Origin of the sequence: Bremerella sp. TYQ1 (assembly GCF_020150455.1) — a bacterium.
Lineage (GTDB): Bacteria > Planctomycetota > Planctomycetia > Pirellulales > Pirellulaceae > Bremerella > Bremerella volcania_A.
Genome location: NZ_CP083740.1, coordinates 3,527,818 through 3,543,277 on the forward strand (window position 1 = coordinate 3,527,818; position 15,460 = coordinate 3,543,277).

10 protein-coding genes are annotated in these 15,460 nt (G+C 55.2%); 4 read left to right on the forward strand and 6 right to left on the reverse strand.

Annotation, left to right across the window (positions count from 1 at the left end; translation table 11 throughout):
- Positions 1 to 36: 36 nt before the first annotated feature.
- The 3 genes from LA756_RS13965 to LA756_RS13975 all read right to left on the reverse strand — a co-directional run bounded on the left by LA756_RS13965 (position 37) and on the right by LA756_RS13975 (position 3,417).
- Positions 37 to 2,193: a serine/threonine protein kinase gene (locus LA756_RS13965; RefSeq protein WP_224435342.1), complete on the reverse strand. Its 2,157-nt coding sequence runs from the start codon at positions 2,191 to 2,193 to the stop codon at positions 37 to 39.
- A gap of 3 nt (positions 2,194 to 2,196) precedes the next feature.
- On the reverse strand, positions 2,197 to 2,835 hold the full coding sequence (locus LA756_RS13970) for an RNA polymerase sigma factor (RefSeq protein WP_224435343.1): 639 nt from the start codon (positions 2,833 to 2,835) through the stop codon (positions 2,197 to 2,199).
- A gap of 174 nt (positions 2,836 to 3,009) precedes the next feature.
- Positions 3,010 to 3,417, reverse strand: a complete 408-nt coding sequence (locus LA756_RS13975; protein ID WP_224435344.1) for a hypothetical protein — start codon at positions 3,415 to 3,417, stop codon at positions 3,010 to 3,012.
- A 558-nt stretch (positions 3,418 to 3,975) separates the two neighbouring features.
- On the opposite strand from LA756_RS13975, the gene LA756_RS13980 reads away from it, so the two are divergent.
- Genes LA756_RS13980 through LA756_RS13990 form a run of 3 tightly spaced genes read left to right on the forward strand, consistent with a single transcriptional unit; the run spans position 3,976 to position 9,142 of the window.
- On the forward strand, positions 3,976 to 6,150 hold the full coding sequence (locus tag LA756_RS13980; protein ID WP_224435345.1) for a peptidase domain-containing ABC transporter: 2,175 nt from the start codon (positions 3,976 to 3,978) through the stop codon (positions 6,148 to 6,150).
- 47 nt (positions 6,151 to 6,197) lie between these two features.
- Positions 6,198 to 7,553: an HlyD family secretion protein gene (locus tag LA756_RS13985; protein WP_224435346.1), complete on the forward strand. Its 1,356-nt coding sequence runs from the start codon at positions 6,198 to 6,200 to the stop codon at positions 7,551 to 7,553.
- A complete protein-coding gene (locus LA756_RS13990) occupies positions 7,457 to 9,142 on the forward strand; it encodes a TolC family protein (protein ID WP_224435347.1) in 1,686 nt (561 codons plus the stop codon). Before LA756_RS13985 ends, LA756_RS13990 begins: the two co-directional genes overlap by 97 nt.
- A 66-nt stretch (positions 9,143 to 9,208) precedes the next feature.
- Here the strand turns inward: LA756_RS13990 and LA756_RS13995 are convergent, their stop codons facing one another.
- The 3 genes from LA756_RS13995 to LA756_RS14005 all read right to left on the reverse strand — a co-directional run bounded on the left by LA756_RS13995 (position 9,209) and on the right by LA756_RS14005 (position 14,523).
- Complete coding sequence (locus LA756_RS13995; protein ID WP_224435348.1) at positions 9,209 to 11,692, reverse strand: DUF1588 domain-containing protein; 2,484 nt, start codon at positions 11,690 to 11,692, stop codon at positions 9,209 to 9,211.
- Positions 11,689 to 13,023: a DUF1552 domain-containing protein gene (locus LA756_RS14000; RefSeq protein WP_224435349.1), complete on the reverse strand. Its 1,335-nt coding sequence runs from the start codon at positions 13,021 to 13,023 to the stop codon at positions 11,689 to 11,691. The genes LA756_RS13995 and LA756_RS14000 overlap by 4 nt, the downstream gene beginning before the upstream one ends.
- A gap of 375 nt (positions 13,024 to 13,398) precedes the next feature.
- Positions 13,399 to 14,523 (reverse strand): cis-3-hydroxy-L-proline dehydratase, encoded by a 1,125-nt coding sequence (locus LA756_RS14005; RefSeq protein WP_224435350.1) that lies wholly within the window; start codon positions 14,521 to 14,523, stop codon positions 13,399 to 13,401.
- Between the two features lie 203 nt (positions 14,524 to 14,726).
- Between LA756_RS14005 and LA756_RS14010 the strand changes: the two genes are divergently transcribed.
- Positions 14,727 to 15,431, forward strand: a complete 705-nt coding sequence (locus LA756_RS14010) for an AraC family transcriptional regulator (RefSeq protein WP_224435351.1) — start codon at positions 14,727 to 14,729, stop codon at positions 15,429 to 15,431.
- Positions 15,432 to 15,460 lie beyond the last annotated feature (29 nt).

A 15,460-nucleotide genomic window follows, 5' to 3' on the forward strand; every position in this document is an offset into this window, starting at 1 on the left:
GATCAGCAACGCAGCGTTCCCAGTGGATGCTTCGCGTTATGGTTCCGCTTTCTCTTGAACCATAACGGCCCAGCCAGGCAAGCGATTCTTGCCACGTCTACCTTCCACGACAAGACGCTCGACGGCGGCAGTCCAGTGCTCGAGCGATAAGGGATCGATATAGTTGAGGATTCGCACCGAATTTTCATCTGACGTAAACTGGGCCAGCAACGTCTCGTCCAGCCGGGCACTTTCGGCCATTCCTTCGTGATAGTCGAGCGCTGGATGATGCAAAATCAAGCCGGTTTGCGAAACACCGTCGATCATGTCTGGCCGAAGATCGATCAAAACGACCATCTGATCGCTCGTCAGATCGGTATCGAGAATCCCAAACTCACCCAACTCGACCGACATTCCCAATACGCCGACGATTTTCTTTTCGGCACCGCTACCCGCGAACACCGGTACTGTAAACGCGACCTTTAAGATCTTGCTCGTATCGCTGGAATAAGTCGCTGAGAGACTCGCTTCCGAGATGGGCGAAACGTCACGTGCTTCTTCAGCGGACAGATCATGCCCCAGGCCATGGAAATAATCACGAAACGCGTACGAGTTTCCAATCGTTCCACTTACCGGCGTTCGCGCGACCTGGGTTCCGGATGCGTCGAGCAGAAACATCGTGTTGAAGTCCAAAGCGTTTTCAGCGCGAAGCTGAATGAACTGTTCATTCAACCAGTTTTGAGCCTTCCTCCAACGCTGCAGATCGTTTGGTTCCTGATTGATTCCTGCGAGCACTTCCTTGATCTCAGAATCGCGTACGGCTGCTTCCAGAATTCGCCAGCGCAAATCAATCTGGCTGGCAATCGTGCGAGCAGCAAACTTGGCGGACATCTGAAGGCTCTCTCGCTTGGCTTTTTCAGCGATGAGCCGAGCCTCGTGCTCGCTCTGAGCCAAATATCCGAGCCACAATGTGGAACCAACAGTCACCGCCATCAAAACGGCGGCGCTTACCATGATCGAACCAACCAACGATCGATGCCGACGCGACCAACGTGCGACGCGGCGTGACATCGGCTCTTGGTATGCGGAGACGGGTTCATCGGCCAGATAACATTCAACGTCCTGCGCTAAGTCGAGTGCGGTGGCATAACGCTTCGCAGGATTCAGCGACATCGCCTTCAAGCAGATTGCCTCAAGTGCTTTGGAGATGCCTGGCTTGCTTTGGGTCGGAGGTGTGACATCTCCACGAATGATCTGCTGACGAATCGCGTTCAAACTATCGCCTGTCACGGGAGACTCGCCGACCAAAATCTTGTAAAGCGTCGCCCCTAAGCTGTAGATATCGGTCGAAGGGGTCAGACAAGCGGCCGTTCTTTCGGCCACTTCCGGACTCATGTACGCAGGCGTTCCGGCTCCGTGATCCAAGCCACTGTTCGAGTCGCTGTCGCTGGGCAAAAGCGTTTCTTCGCCCGCTTGCCGAAACTGATCATCTCGCCCAAACGGAATTGCCAGACCCCAATCGACTACCAACGTTTCGCCATACTTGCCTAGCATGATGTTTGCAGGCTTGATATCTCGGTGGATGATTCCACGATTGTGAGCGTAAGCAATCGTTTTGCAGACCGCGATGAATTGGGCCAACACCCGCCGCAGTTGTGCTTGATTGGGGGCATGCGAACCGTTGTTATGCAGCTGCGAAATCGCGTCGTCGAGCGTGTCTCCCTGGATATACCGCATGACATAGAAGAGCCGTCCGTCGACGCTTTCACCGAGACCATACACCGGCACAACGCCAGGGTGATCGAGCCGGCTGGTCACTTCCGCTTCACGACGAAAAATCGAGCGATGTTCGTCGCTGTGGCTGATGTGCCGATGGATAAACTTGAGCACGACTTCGCGATGAAGCTCGTTATCTTGCGCACAGTAGACAGCCCCCAGTCCCCCCTGGGCCAACAAGCGGAGGCTGCGAAACTGTGCGCTGGTGATACAGTCGTTTTCGCGACCTTCGTCACGCGCCTCGTATCCGAGTGTTACTTCTTCCGATTGCAGTCGTTGATCGATCTTCTGCAACGCTTCAATTTGCCGTTCCAACTCGAAACGAAGCTCTGGATCGTCGCGACAAAGTTCTGCCGGATGAAGGTACTCGCCTCGCTCGGCAGCTTCTTCCCACGCATCCAACAGTTGAGCGAGTCGGCTTTCAGACGTTTCACTCACCGCTTAAGCCTCGCCGTCGGGTACGACCACGCCGGAACCCATGAGAACATCGTGGAGCATCAATCGCGCAGATCGCCATCGCCGTCGCACGGTACGTTCGCTCGTCTGCAACACGCCGGCGGCTTGCTCCTGCGAAAGCTCGTGGTACCAGATCAGATCGAACACTTCTTTTTCTTCGGCGGGAAGCTGCTCGACACGGGAATGGAACTCTTGCCATTCGGCCAGATGGCCAGGGTCGTTGGTCACTTCGGCATGTTCAAACTGCTGAGGAGCCAGCGACTCTTGCGGATCAGAGAACTGCGTTTGATGGTTCGCCCCCATCCCCTGCGGCCCTTGATAGTGCCTGGCCATGTCGATCAGTTCGCGACGAATCTGCAGTGCCGCCAAGCGAAAGTAATGACGTGCATTGGTCAGCTGCGTTTCGCGTAATGCCTGATAGAAGCGAAGAGATGCGTTCTGGAAGACGTCGTCGGTTTGCTCCCAACGCGCGACGTTCGGAAAGTTTCGCAGCATGCTGCGAGTCAATCGCACCAGGCGGTCACAGGTGACATTCAGTAAATCGGAAACGGCGTTCTCGTCGCCGCTGTTGATTCGCTCGATATACGTATCGATATCTCGAGCCAAATCGCCCTCGTCATCCATCGAATTTCACTCCCCCGAGTATTAGTTATGTCTTCAGTCTAGTGAGACGATCTGACCGTCGCAACAAAGTGCCGACTGCCATCGATCGTCATGATCGTTTCGATTCAGAGTAACAACGAAAAAAGCGGCATGGCTCGAAGGCACATGCCGCTTTCTGCTTCGGATTGGTTGGGATTACAGTTTGCGGACCGAAACGCGTCCGGCTCGGACGTATCGCTTGTTGAAACCGAGCAGCTTCTTGGGTGGATCGTATTTATCGGCTGCACGGTAGCTGCTGAACTGTCGCGAGTGAAGTTCCTGGCCGATGCCGTTGTACTTCCAGATCTTCCAGTGCTGACGGCGGTAGCGATCCGCGACCGAGTCGGCTTGGCTTCGCGAATTGACTACGGTCGACCAAACAACGCCACCACTGATCGGGTGGTACAGCGTCACACGATGTCGGTGTCGCTGGATCGGCTTCGGGCAGTAGCCGGGAATTTCGATTTCGATGGGCCCCCAGTTGAGATCTTTCGCTTGAATTGGGCTGGCGTTGAAGGAGGTGAGTGCGACGGCGGCGAGCAAGAGGTAAGCAACGTTTTTCATGGTTCCGTTTCCTGTGATAGGGGGAGGGAATTTGGTTGGCCGTGGGTTGTGGCCGGTAAGTGTCTCGTTACTAAGCCCAGCGAGTGACAGCCGAGATAGCGGCCACACAATTTCCAACTTTTCTGAATTCGCTGGAAAACAATTCCTCTGTAATCCCCTACCAATTCCCCACCTCGGCAGTGTTACGGCGGCCTAGACCGTTTGAATTGACGCCGCGGAATCTGGCTTCCGTGTCTCAAAAAGCCTTGGGGCGTCCCTAGATTGGACGGCACATTAAGAAATTGCGGGGGTCCGCGATCGGCACGGAAATGGCCTGAGATCGGCTTTTATTGGCGAGATCGTTCCGGGTCTCAATTGCTTTCGGCAAACGTATCAGACTAGCAGCAGAGCGGCCCTGGTCGGCTGAAATCGGTGACTGTCCGCGTGAATTTGCTGGATGTATCGATTTTTTCTATGCGTCCGATGCAATAAATCTATTATTCCGAACGATATTTGTCACGATAATCTACGGTTAGGTACCGTGTTGCGCAAAATCCTGTCCGATTGAGATAACAAACAATGACGCTGGGACGTCCGAATGAATGGGAAGATACTTCACTCCGAGGAGCCACGGAAGTATTAGCCCAATTCTCTTCGTCAGCCCGAGTGACATTCGATCGCGGGCAAGTTCGCCGATTACTCCACGAAGCGGAACGCGCGATCCCCGGCACCGACCACTCTGCGTGGGGGCGTCGGCTCGTCGAAGTTGGCGAGAGCATCAATCTGAAAGTTCGCACGATCGATGCTAGCCTTGATCGCATCATCGCTTTCGTTCAAGACGGAGTCCCCGTCGCTCACGGCAGCGAGGACGAATCCGGCGACGTGCACTGGCACGTCCTCCTGGAGGCCAAAGGGAACAAAGTTCTCGTCTACGAACCGCTAAGCGATAGCAAACACTGGCATTCGATGTCGGCGTTGCGGAAAGAACTTTCGCTCTCGACACGCGACACCAAATACCGCTGGATCATCGGCCAGCCGGCGCTAAGCTGCCAGGCGAAAGGACGCCCCACCAACATTCCTTCGACGAAAGAAGGCGGCCTGAAACCGTTCGCTCGGCTCATCTCGCTGTTGATGCCGGAACGCCGCGACTTGTGGATCCTGCTGATCTTCTCCGCGATTGTCGGCTTACTGGCATTGGCCACGCCGGTCGCGGTGGAAGTGTTGGTCAACACCGTCGCGTTCGGCCGCTACTTACAGCCGGTCATCGTGCTCGCGATGTTGCTGCTGACGTTCCTGCTGTTTGCCGCCGCCATGCGAGCCCTGATCATCTTCGTTGCGGAAGTGCTGCAGCGTCGTATTTTCATCCGCGTGGTCGAAGACCTCGCGTATCGATTGCCTCGCGTGCAGCAGGAAGAGTTCGACGCACAGCATGGCCCGGAACTGACCAACCGCTTCTTCGATGTGGTGACCGTGCAAAAAGCGGTCTCGACGCTGCTGCTCGATGGGGTTGCCATCGTGCTGCAAACGCTCATCGGTATGGCGGTGATCGCGTTTTATCACCCGTTTCTGCTCGGTTTCGACATCGTCCTGTTGCTGCTGCTCACGTTGGCGGTCTTTGGACTCGGCCGTGGTGCGGTGAAAACATCGATCAAAGAATCGAAGATGAAATACGAAGTCGCCGCCTGGCTGGAAGAACTCGCGCGGCATACCACGGCATTCAAAATGAACGGCGGGCAAGCCTATGCTTTGGAACGTGCCGACGATCTGGCCGTTCATTGGCTTGAAGCACGCCGAACCCACTTCCGGATCATCCTGCGTCAAATCCTGTTCGTGCTCGGTCTGCAAGCGGTGGCCGCTACCAGCTTGCTCGGCTTAGGTGGCTGGCTGGTCATTTCAGGCGAAATGACGCTGGGCCAACTGGTTGCCGCCGAACTGATTGTGATGACCATCCTCAGTTCGTTTGCCAAGCTTGGGAAGCACCTCGAGAACTTCTACGATCTGCTCGCCTCGGTCGACAAACTGGGGCAGCTGTTCGACCTAAGCATCGAACAGCATGACCGCTTGTTCCATCTCCGCGAAGGAGAACCGGCCAGCATGCGGATGCGAAGTGTTTCGCTTTCCAATCAGCAGCGTCCTTTGTTCAACGATTTAAACCTCGAAATTGAACCAGGCGTTTCGACAGCGATCTACGGCGATTCAGGCGTCGGCAAGTCGACGTTCCTCAGCCTCATGTGCGGACTTCGTCAGCCGATGAAAGGAGGCGTCGAACTCGACGACATCGACATTCGCGAGCTTCGACCTGACTCGTTGCGAGAACATATCGCATTGGCCGGTGAAGTGGAAATCTTCCACGGCACGATCCACGAAAACATCCATCTCAATCGGGCACATATCAATGCGAAAGATGTTCGCGACGCGTTGGGCCTTGTCGAACTGCTGGACGAATTCCAAGAACTGCCGGACGGTTTGAACTCGATGGTTCAGACACACGGACACAAACTTTCCCGCAGCCAGGCCGCCAGACTGATGATCGCCCGAGCGATTGTTGGCCACCCTCGCATGCTTCTGCTCGATGGGGTTCTGGATGGACTTTCCGACGAAATGGCGGATCGTCTGCTAGCACGCATCCAAGAGATCAAAACCTGGACGCTTGTCCTGGCGACCACCCGAAAACGGCTGGCCGAACAATGCGAGCGTCAAGTTACGTTGGGTCTAACGAGCCCCACGAAGAATACCCAGGTAAATACACAGTAAAACGAATCGATTCTAAGGGCTCTTCATAGCGATTTCCGATGAAGAGAATGGGTTTGACGAATATGCAGGCCTCGACGCAATCACGAGACGCCAGCTTGCCAGCACTGAAGCTAGTCCAATCGTCGCGTTGGGTCTGGCGATTTGCCAATGCACTGCTCGTCCTCCTTTTGTTGAGTATCGTCGGCATGATTTTCGTTCCCTGGCAGCAATCCGCACGCGGAGCCGGCCAGGTGATCGCTTACTCGCCGCAGGAACGTCAACAAACGGTGACCGCCCCGACGAAGGGAATTGTTGCGATCATTTCGCCAGAACTCCGCGAAGGCTCGATCGTCAAAAAGGGTGACTTGATCCTTGAAATGGAACCGAGCGCGGCCGACTTAGTCAGCCAACTGGAAGCCTCGCTCCGAGACTTGGACGCAAAAGTCGCCACGGCCGAGACCAAAGCGGAAGTGTACGGACGAAACGTCATCGACTTCACCGAGGCGAAATCGGCCGCCGTTTCCGCTGCCGATCAACTGGTGGAAGCCGCCGAAGCCAAGTGGGATGCCAAGCAAAAATTAGTCGCCGGATATGAAGCGAAACGCCTGCAAGCTCAGCTTAATTTGGAACGCCAAAAGAAGCTGTTCGAGAATGGCCTTCAATCCGAGAAGGAACTTGAAAAGCTGCAGAAAGATTTGAACGTTGCCGAGTCCGACTTGCGATCGGCTCAATTGGAAGTGAACGCGGCGCTCGGAGAACTGGGCGCCAAACGCAAAGAACGAATCCAGAAGGAACGCGAAGCTCAGACAAAAGTCGATTACGCCAAAGCGATGCAGCAGGAAGCCTTGGGACAAGTTGCGACCGCCAACAAGGAACGTCGTGACATCGAGATCAAGCTTTCGGAACTGCAACGACTGAATATCCGAGCTCCGCGTGACGGCACGCTTTATCGTGTCGAAGTGTTTGAACAAGGGCAGATGTTGAAGGAAGGAGATCCCCTGTTTACGATCGTCCCTGAGACAAGTCAGCGGGCCGTCGAACTGTGGGTTTCCGGAAACGATGTTCCCTTGGTCCATGCAGCCGACCACGTGCGGCTGCAGTTTGAAGGATGGCCGGCAGTTCAGTTTGCCGGGTGGCCTTCGGTGGCCGTGGGAACATTCAGTGGTACCGTCGCCAGCGTCGATGCCACGGACGATGGAATGGGAAATTTTCGCGTGTTGGTCGTGCCAGATGAGGAATCCTCATGGCCATCCGATCGTTATTTACGGCAAGGTGTTCAAGCCAACGGCTGGGTCATGCTGAATCAGGTTCCTCTGGGCTACGAGATATGGCGACAACTAAACGGATTTCCTCCCACGGCCTCGGATACCGAAAAGGCCAAGAGCAAGGATGCTGCGAAACCGAAGGTCAAGCTACCGAAGTAGGTTTCGTTGGGATCGTCGTGCTTGCGTTGAGCGCCGCATTCGCCATCTCTGGATGCCGTACCGCTTCGCCAAGCCCGCCGGAATATGCCGAGCAGCAACCACAGCTCTCCTTACAAAACGTCGACGAAGCACCACAGCCGTCATCGTACAAACAGAACTCGTCCGAGTTCCAATATGTTTCGTACGATGAAGAGCTGCCGGGCCGCGCGAACACGCCTTCTAATCTAGAGCTTGTTCCGCTGGAAGAGATCCAGCCGTCGCCGCTTAACATGCAAGACGTGCTGACCGCGGTGCAAGCTTCCTATCCATTGCTGCGAAGCGCGTACCTGAGCCGGGCCGTTGCCGCGGGGCAAAACACCTCGGCCTGGGGCGAATTCGACTTGAAGCTGAAAGGCTCGTCGATCTCCCGCCCGGAAGGGTTTTACGAAACCTACCGCCAAGCCGTCTCGATGGAGAAACCACTCTTCTCCGGCGGCTATCTCTACAGTGGCTATCGCCTCGGCGAAGGCAACTTTCCGCCATGGTACGGAGAACGACAAACTAACGGTGGCGGCGAATTCGCCGCTGGCGTGGGGATTCCACTTCTCAAAGGTCGCGCCATCGACAAACGCCGCGCCGAGTTGTTCAAAGCTGAACTGGAACAGCAACGCGTCGAGCCCGAAATTCGTGCTCAGCTCATCGAATTCAGCCGAGTCGCTTCGATTTATTACTGGGACTGGGTTGCCGCCGGACAGGCTCGCGACGCCCAGAAAGGCCTACTCACGCTGGCCCAACAGCGCGTGCAGAACATTCAAAAGCGAATCGAACTGGGCGACTTGAAACCGATCACTCGCATCAACAACGAACAGCTGATCGCTTCCCGCGAAACGAAGGTGATCGAGTCGGAGCGAAAACTGCAAAGCGCCGCAATCAAGCTTTCGCTCTTCTTCCGCGATCCTGCCGGCGAGCCACTGCTGCCGCACGAATCGCTGCTGCCCGATGGCTTTCCAGCGCAAGAGCTTCCCACGACCGAGGCCCTTGCCGATGCCTCCGATACGGCGATTGCCGCTTCGCCGCTGCTTGCCGAGCTGGACTGGCAGATACGTCAAAACCGAGTCGACTTGCAGCAAGCCGAGAACTCGGTCTTACCGAAACTGGACGCTCAGTTGTACGCCTCGAAAGATATCGGCGACCCGACAAGTTCTAAAGGTGATAAGACACCGTTCGAGTTAGAACTTGGTTTGTTCGGCGAAGTTCCGCTACAACGTCGTGAAGCATTCGGCAAGATTACTTCAACGCAAGCGAAGCTTCAGCAACTTTCCGCGAAGCGTCAATTCACCGCCGACAAAACGATCGCCGCGGTTCAAGATGCCGTCTCGGCTTTGATCAACGCCAAAGAACGTATTGCCCGAGCCGAGCAAAATGTCAGCCTGGCAGATGAAGCGTTGAAGCTGGCGAGAATTCAGTTCGATGCCGGCGACATCGATCTCGTAGAACTCAATATCTACGAGCAAGCGACCACCGATGCCAGGATTATTGAGATTTCTGCCAAAGCAGATTTCTTCAAAGCGATGGCCGACTACCGAGCCGCACTCAACGTGACGCCATAGTCGCACATTGTGCCCATAAGATCTCAAAGTCTGCCTGAAGTTTGCGCCAAGTCTGCGCGTGGCCTGCTAGTTTTGCGAACCATTCGCAGGGTATTCTCGCGTTCGATAAAGGAACGCGTCGGACGTCAGCAGTGACGTGAGCAGCGCCTTCATGCTGCCCCCGTTTTCTCGATAAGCTTGATGTGCCGCTTGCAGCACCGGAGCGTCATTCAGCGTTTCGTTGCGTCCCATCCAGAACCGAAACGCATGCCGCACAAAGACTTGCTCCGCACGCTCGCTTGCGGCAATCTTTTCGATCAACTCGATCGCATCGGCAACGTCGCCATCAAGCTCCGGCACTCCAGAATTGATAATCGCGCCGTAGGTTTCGACCGGTTTGCCAAGTTCTGATTCGCGGTAAATCCCCGCGTGGTTATACATCTCGAACGGCAAACCCAGCGGATCCATCTTCTGATGACAAGTCCAGCAGTACGTCTCTTGGGTGACCCGCATTCGTTCACGCAGCGTATGATGTGGCTCGTCCGGTAGCATGGCATCGACCGTAATCGGCACGTCCGGAATGCCTCCGCCGAGGAGCCGTTCTTGAATCCATTTCCCTCGTCGAATGGCATGGTTGTCCATGGCATCCGAGTGCGAGACAAGCCAGCTGGGGTGCGTTAAAATCCCCAATCGCTGCCCTTCAGGGACGGTCGAAAGAACGCGTTCCGGCTTTAGCGACCCGCTTCCGAAGCTGCGTCGACCGACACGAGCATAGATCTCAGGGCCTGACAATTCTGCTTCCTCTACTTTGTGATTGGCGTTCCGAAACTTCCGGACCAACGCGGCCGGCGGCATCTTATCGGGATTGGCTTTCTTCCACGCGGCGATCTCCGCGTTGTAGACTTTGCGAGCCTCTGCCGCTGCCTGGGCCGTTTCTTTATCAGATCGCCGCTCGCCGAAATAGGTGCTGTCCTTATTCGCGGCAATCACTTTCTTCGTCGTAAGAAGTTGCTTGAGAACCTCTTGATCCTCTTCCAGAATCAGTTCGACAAGTCGGTCGGTACTTGCGGTCGCATCGAACATGGCCGAGTAGTGTGCCTGGCCATTGAGCGCCCCAGTATCGGCCAGGGCTTTGGTATCCTTGCAAATGTATCCGCCCAAGTCGTAGTCGAAGTAATCCCGAAAGAACTGCAAGATGCGTGGCTTGCGAATCGTATCGTCTGCCAGCATGCGTTCGACTTCTCGCTTGACGTCCTCTTTCGTTCGCATCCGCCCTTCGACGATGGCCGCTTTCAGCTCGGCATCTGGTTTGATGTAACGCAGCGCATGATTCACGGCGAGGCCAAGCTCCCAGTCTTGCAACATTACACGGCCGTAACGATCTGGCTGGCCAGCTTCTACCAATTCAGGTCGAAACAACGCATCTCGGTCGAGGAAGATCGACGACAAACCTAATACCACGCCATCTTCTTTCCCTAGCTTGGCAATCGATTGCTTAACAATCGCGAGGTACGCGTCCGATTCTTCCGCCGATGGTGGGCGAAACGTCAACGCCTCGAAAAGGAAATCGACCGATTCTCGGAGGCTTTCATCGGTAACTTCTTCGCTCTCCATCAAATCACGAATGGGAGTCAGCGGCCGCATTTCCTTGGTGCTGTAAACCAGCGACGTCGGCAGCCCTCGCAAATCTCCCTGCATCTTGTCTTTGATCGAATTGGGATTGTCGGTAATCTGATACGGCTCGGCGATGCTCAAAGGACCATAGGCCATGTAGCCAATAATGTCTTCGGCGACGCCAATGATTTGAGTCGCCTCGGCACTGTTGACCGTATAAAAGTGAGGGTAATTTTCGAGCCCATGGTCGCGTGCCGAAGACAACGCGACAGGAACACTCTTCACCGCAGTGGCATAGGCGACCGTTCCTCCTTGCCACTTGATGATGCGGTCGATGCCAAAGTAAAGCTTCAGTTCGCCGCCATGATTGGTCGGAACCATGTCTCCGTGCGTGCGAAGACCGGGCTTTGCGGGATCGAATTCTGGCTCACGATTGATCAACTCGTTCAAGCGAGTGATATGTTCCTGGGGCGTTACCCGCCACAGTCGAGCAGGCGAAGAGGTTGGCTGCAGCTGAATCCCTTCCGGCAGCTTTCCAAAGAGCAACTGATGATTGACAAAATTTCCTTTGTTAGGATCACGATCGACATGGAAGCCGCCTTTGTCTTTGAGCGTTCGCTTGAGTTCGCCAACGATCCATTCCGAGAACCGAAGCCGTTCGACAATTTCTGGCTGCGGCATATCACGCGGCGGCATCTCTTGCAGTGCGACTTGGGCCCACACCGCCGTCCACGCATCGGAGTTCACTTCGTCGATCGGGCCGATATCGCTGAGCGAGAAGCCCGCTTCTGGATCGGACTCTCCGTGGCAATCGACGCAGTGATTCACGAGAAACGGCTGGCCAATCTGTTCAAAGCTTTGATTGACGCCCTGACCCGGCGTGTATTTCTCGCCGTGAACGACCGCAGGTAGGGTCAAGCAAAGAAGCAGTGCCGAAATGGAATCGAGCCGGATCATGCCAGGATTTCCTTCAACGGACCATTTCCGCTATCAAACTTCTTGGCCAGCTTATCGCTCATGTTGAATCGATCGCAGGTCACGCCTGCGGCACGCAGCAGCGACGTATAAAGAGCGTTGATCGGACGGGTACCATCCAGTTGGGTGAAGCATCCGGTTTTGAACGCTCCATCAAAATTCCCCAGCAGCATGACCGGCCAATTCGATCCCTTGGTGTGCTGACTATCGGCGTTGTTACTGGTATAGACGATCAACGTATTGTCCATCATCGAACCGTTGCCTTCTGGAACGGCCTCGAGGGCTTGCATAATACGGACAAGCATCTGGCTGTTGTACTGACGAATCTTAATCCAGATTGGGTTATCCGGCTGCTTCATGTGCCCGAGGTTGTGCCCCTGTTGCTCGATGCCGAGCCCCTTCCAGGCGCCGAAGATCTCGCCTCGGCCGGAGCCGATTGTCAGCGTGTTGGTGATGCCGGATGTCAGTGCCGAGATACCCAGATCAAGCAGCACATCGTGCCAGTCGGTTTCGAATTCTGGCTTGGTGTATCGCTCGTCGACTTCTGGAGCGAACTTCTTCAGATGTTCTGATACGGTGCCAAGTCGATCGCGAAGTCCGTTGATGTCTTCGAAGCCTTGTACGAACTGCCCATACCGCTGCTGCTCGGTGCCTGGCAAGGAATTTCCTTTAGCCGCGGCGAGCATTTCGATTTGATTGAACATGTTCGACCGGGCTTCGTGCTGTCGACGAATGTCCCCAGTGGCAATGCCGCCGTACAGCAGTTGGTAAAGCTGGCTTGGATCGGAATACATGAAGATCGGCTGCCCTGCCCCACTTGCCGATAACGTCGCCAACGTCGGCTTGGTGGTCATGTTTTCGATCGAATCCATGCCGATACAAAGATGCGGCAACAACGTCTGCGGCAGCACTTTGCTCAGTTCGTAGTCGATCGTTGCCCCGCTGGGCGGAACCCCATCGCTTCCACGATAACCGCCCAAAGCCCCGAAGAACGCACTATGCGACGGACTGGTATGCAGGCCATGCAGACCGTTGATGATGTGCATTCGCTCTTTGTACGGTTCGAGCGGGCTGATCGGTTCCGGCAGTTCCGCCTTGGCCAAAGAACCGCTGTTCTTCATTCCTTTGGGAATACAAGTCGCAGGATCGAAGCCTTGATTCTGCATGAAGAAAATAATGCGTTTAGGCGTCGAGTTTTGCGTCGTACTGCTTTGAATCGGAGCGGCCAGCAGGTTTTGATCGACCAGGGACAGTCCGAGGGCAGCAGTAGTTCCGGTGGCCACTCCACGCAGCAGTTCTCTTCGATTGAGCATGTTCGGTCCTTCCACGAAAACGAGTTTCGGTCGCGATTTACGTTACTGGCGAAGGGGCGTCTCGACGGGGTCACATCCATGCTCAAGCGGCATGGTCATGACCTAAACAATCACCACTTGGGCGGCGGAAATGGGGAGGAAATTGGCTGGGGCGGGACAGGCGGGAATCATCTATTCAGTATATCGGTGGGTTGTACAGCAAACTACTCATTTTGGAGGTTTGATCCACGAATTCCGCCCCTGTCGTAGCGAAGCCTCGTGGCAAGTCATTGGCAGTTCGTACTTTACGTCTGGCTATCCTTTGTCAGCACTGGTTCGGTCGAAAACCGTTGGGGTGATTTCCGACCTGCATTCTTTTCGTAAACAAGGCGCAAACTACGCGCAAACTATTTCACGATTCGTAACTTCTAAGACCATCTCGCCCAAGACTTCCGGACGGACACGGATGCCTAGTCCAGGCTCCGTCGAAGCTGTCATCGCGCCGTTGATTCGTTGCGGAGCGCCTTCCGCGCAACTGACGGTAACGTAGCTGTTGAAGTCGGTCGAGGTGAATCGGTACATCTCTGGAGTGCTATGCGCGAGATGGGCAATCGCGGCGGTCGTTACATCGCCACCCCAGCTATCTTCCAGCGTCATTGCAATTCCTAACGACACACATAGGTCGCGCAGCTGTTTGGTTTTCGTCAGTCCCCCGAGCTTGCTAATCTTCAAATTAACGACGTCCATGGCCAAGTCCGCTTTCGCGCGGAGAAATGCCTGCAGGCTGTCGATGTTCTCATCCAGCACAAATGGATGGTCGGTACTTCGGCGAACGGCAACGCATTCTTCGTACGTCGCACATGGTTGTTCGATATAAACGTCCAAGTCGCGTACCGCACGAACGACACGCATTGCTTCGTGTTGACTCCAGCCGGTATTCGCATCAGCGACAAGCCGATCCGAAGGTGGCAAGACGGCCCGCGCGGCATGGATTCGTTCGATGTCTTGATCGGGATCGCCACCTACTTTCAGCTGAAAACGTTGGTACCCTTCCGCCCGATACTTGGCCACATTGGCCGACATCTCGTCCGGGGGAAGCTGCGAGATTGCTCGATAGAGCAACACCTCGTCACCGAAGCGGCCTCCTAACAGTTCGCAAACCGGCATCTGAGCATGTTGCCCCAGCAAGTCCCAGCAAGCGATATCGATCGCCGACTTCACGTACGGATGCCCCTTTAAAACCAAGTCCATCCGTTCGTTCAGTTTGGCCAGCTGCAGTGGATCTTGCCCCAGCAGCTGCGGAGCAAGCTCTTTCAAGCCAGCACGAACGCCACCTGCGTAGGCCGGCAAATAGACCGGGCCAAGCGGACAAACTTCTCCGTAGCCAACCATCCCGCATGTGGTTTCCACCCCGACAATGGTGCTATCGAAAACAGTTACCGATTTCCCCTTGGCCCATTGATAGGTTGTCTCGACCAACGGAAGATCGACTTGATGGGCAAAAATTCTGGCGATTTCCATCGATTGTCTCGTCAAGCAGCTCGGTAACTTTTACAAGATTGGCCTACTGTGAAATGGCCCCCGAGTTACTAAGCTTGAAACGTGGGCCTGTTCCAACGTTCCCTAAGATAACGTCTCCTTGAATTCGATTCTTGGTGAATCTTCGTGCAATGTCGCCAATGCGCGCACATTGCACAGATCGCCGGCTGCAAGAAGCTCAACAGATGCACATCGACGTCCAACTTTTGGCTCAGTTATTCGACCATGCTTCCGATACGGCGTTCTTTGTGAAAGACGCCGACGGAAGGTATCTCGCCGTCAACGAATCGCTGGCACTTCGCCATGGGTGGAAAAACAAACAGGACGTCCTGGGCAAAAAATCGGCGGAGATCTGCCAAGGCGATTTCGGGGCAATCCCCTCGAAACAGGACGAACGCGTTTTGAAAACCGGCAAGCCATTACTCGATCAGCTCGAGATGCAATGGCATCGGCCGCACATCCCGACATGGTGCGTCACAACCAAGCTGCCGATTCATGACGATTCTGGCAACGTGATCGGGCTGGTCGGGTTCTCGCGAGACATTCGTTCGCGCATCGAAGCGGACGAGATACCGCTTGAGTTTGCCCAAGCACTCGACGAGTTTGAAGAGACCCTATCGACCGAGGTAACGCCGGCATGGTTCGCCGAGCGGTGCCATCTTTCGCCCCATCGATTGTCTCGTTTAACGAAGCGGGTCTTCGATCTGACGCCGGGGCAGTTCATCACTAAGATCCGCATCGCAGCGGCGACCCGATTGCTGCAAGAGACCGAACTTTCCGTGGCAGAGATCGCTCATCGTTGCGGTTTCTACGACCACAGTGCTTTCACGCGTTCGTTCCGTAAAGCGACCGGCACCACTCCCAGCAAATTCCGGCAAGTTCTACCGTAACAGGCCGAACTGCGTGAAAACGATTGTTT

Bases quoted from the DNA above. Each gene is read 5' to 3' on its own strand.
- LA756_RS13970 (WP_224435343.1), bottom strand. From the start codon at position 2,835: ATGGATGACGAGGGCGATTTGGCTCGAGATATCGATACGTATATCGAG.
- LA756_RS14000 (WP_224435349.1), bottom strand. From the start codon at position 13,023: ATGCTCAATCGAAGAGAACTGCTGCGTGGAGTGGCCACCGGAACTACT.
- LA756_RS13975 (WP_224435344.1), bottom strand. From the start codon at position 3,417: ATGAAAAACGTTGCTTACCTCTTGCTCGCCGCCGTCGCACTCACCTCC.
- LA756_RS13990 (WP_224435347.1), top strand. From the start codon at position 7,457: ATGGCGACAACTAAACGGATTTCCTCCCACGGCCTCGGATACCGAAAA.
- LA756_RS13995 (WP_224435348.1), bottom strand. From the start codon at position 11,692: ATGATCCGGCTCGATTCCATTTCGGCACTGCTTCTTTGCTTGACCCTA.
- LA756_RS13980 (WP_224435345.1), top strand. From the start codon at position 3,976: ATGACGCTGGGACGTCCGAATGAATGGGAAGATACTTCACTCCGAGGA.
- LA756_RS14010 (WP_224435351.1), top strand. From the start codon at position 14,727: ATGCACATCGACGTCCAACTTTTGGCTCAGTTATTCGACCATGCTTCC.
- LA756_RS14005 (WP_224435350.1), bottom strand. From the start codon at position 14,523: ATGGAAATCGCCAGAATTTTTGCCCATCAAGTCGATCTTCCGTTGGTC.
- LA756_RS13985 (WP_224435346.1), top strand. From the start codon at position 6,198: ATGGGTTTGACGAATATGCAGGCCTCGACGCAATCACGAGACGCCAGC.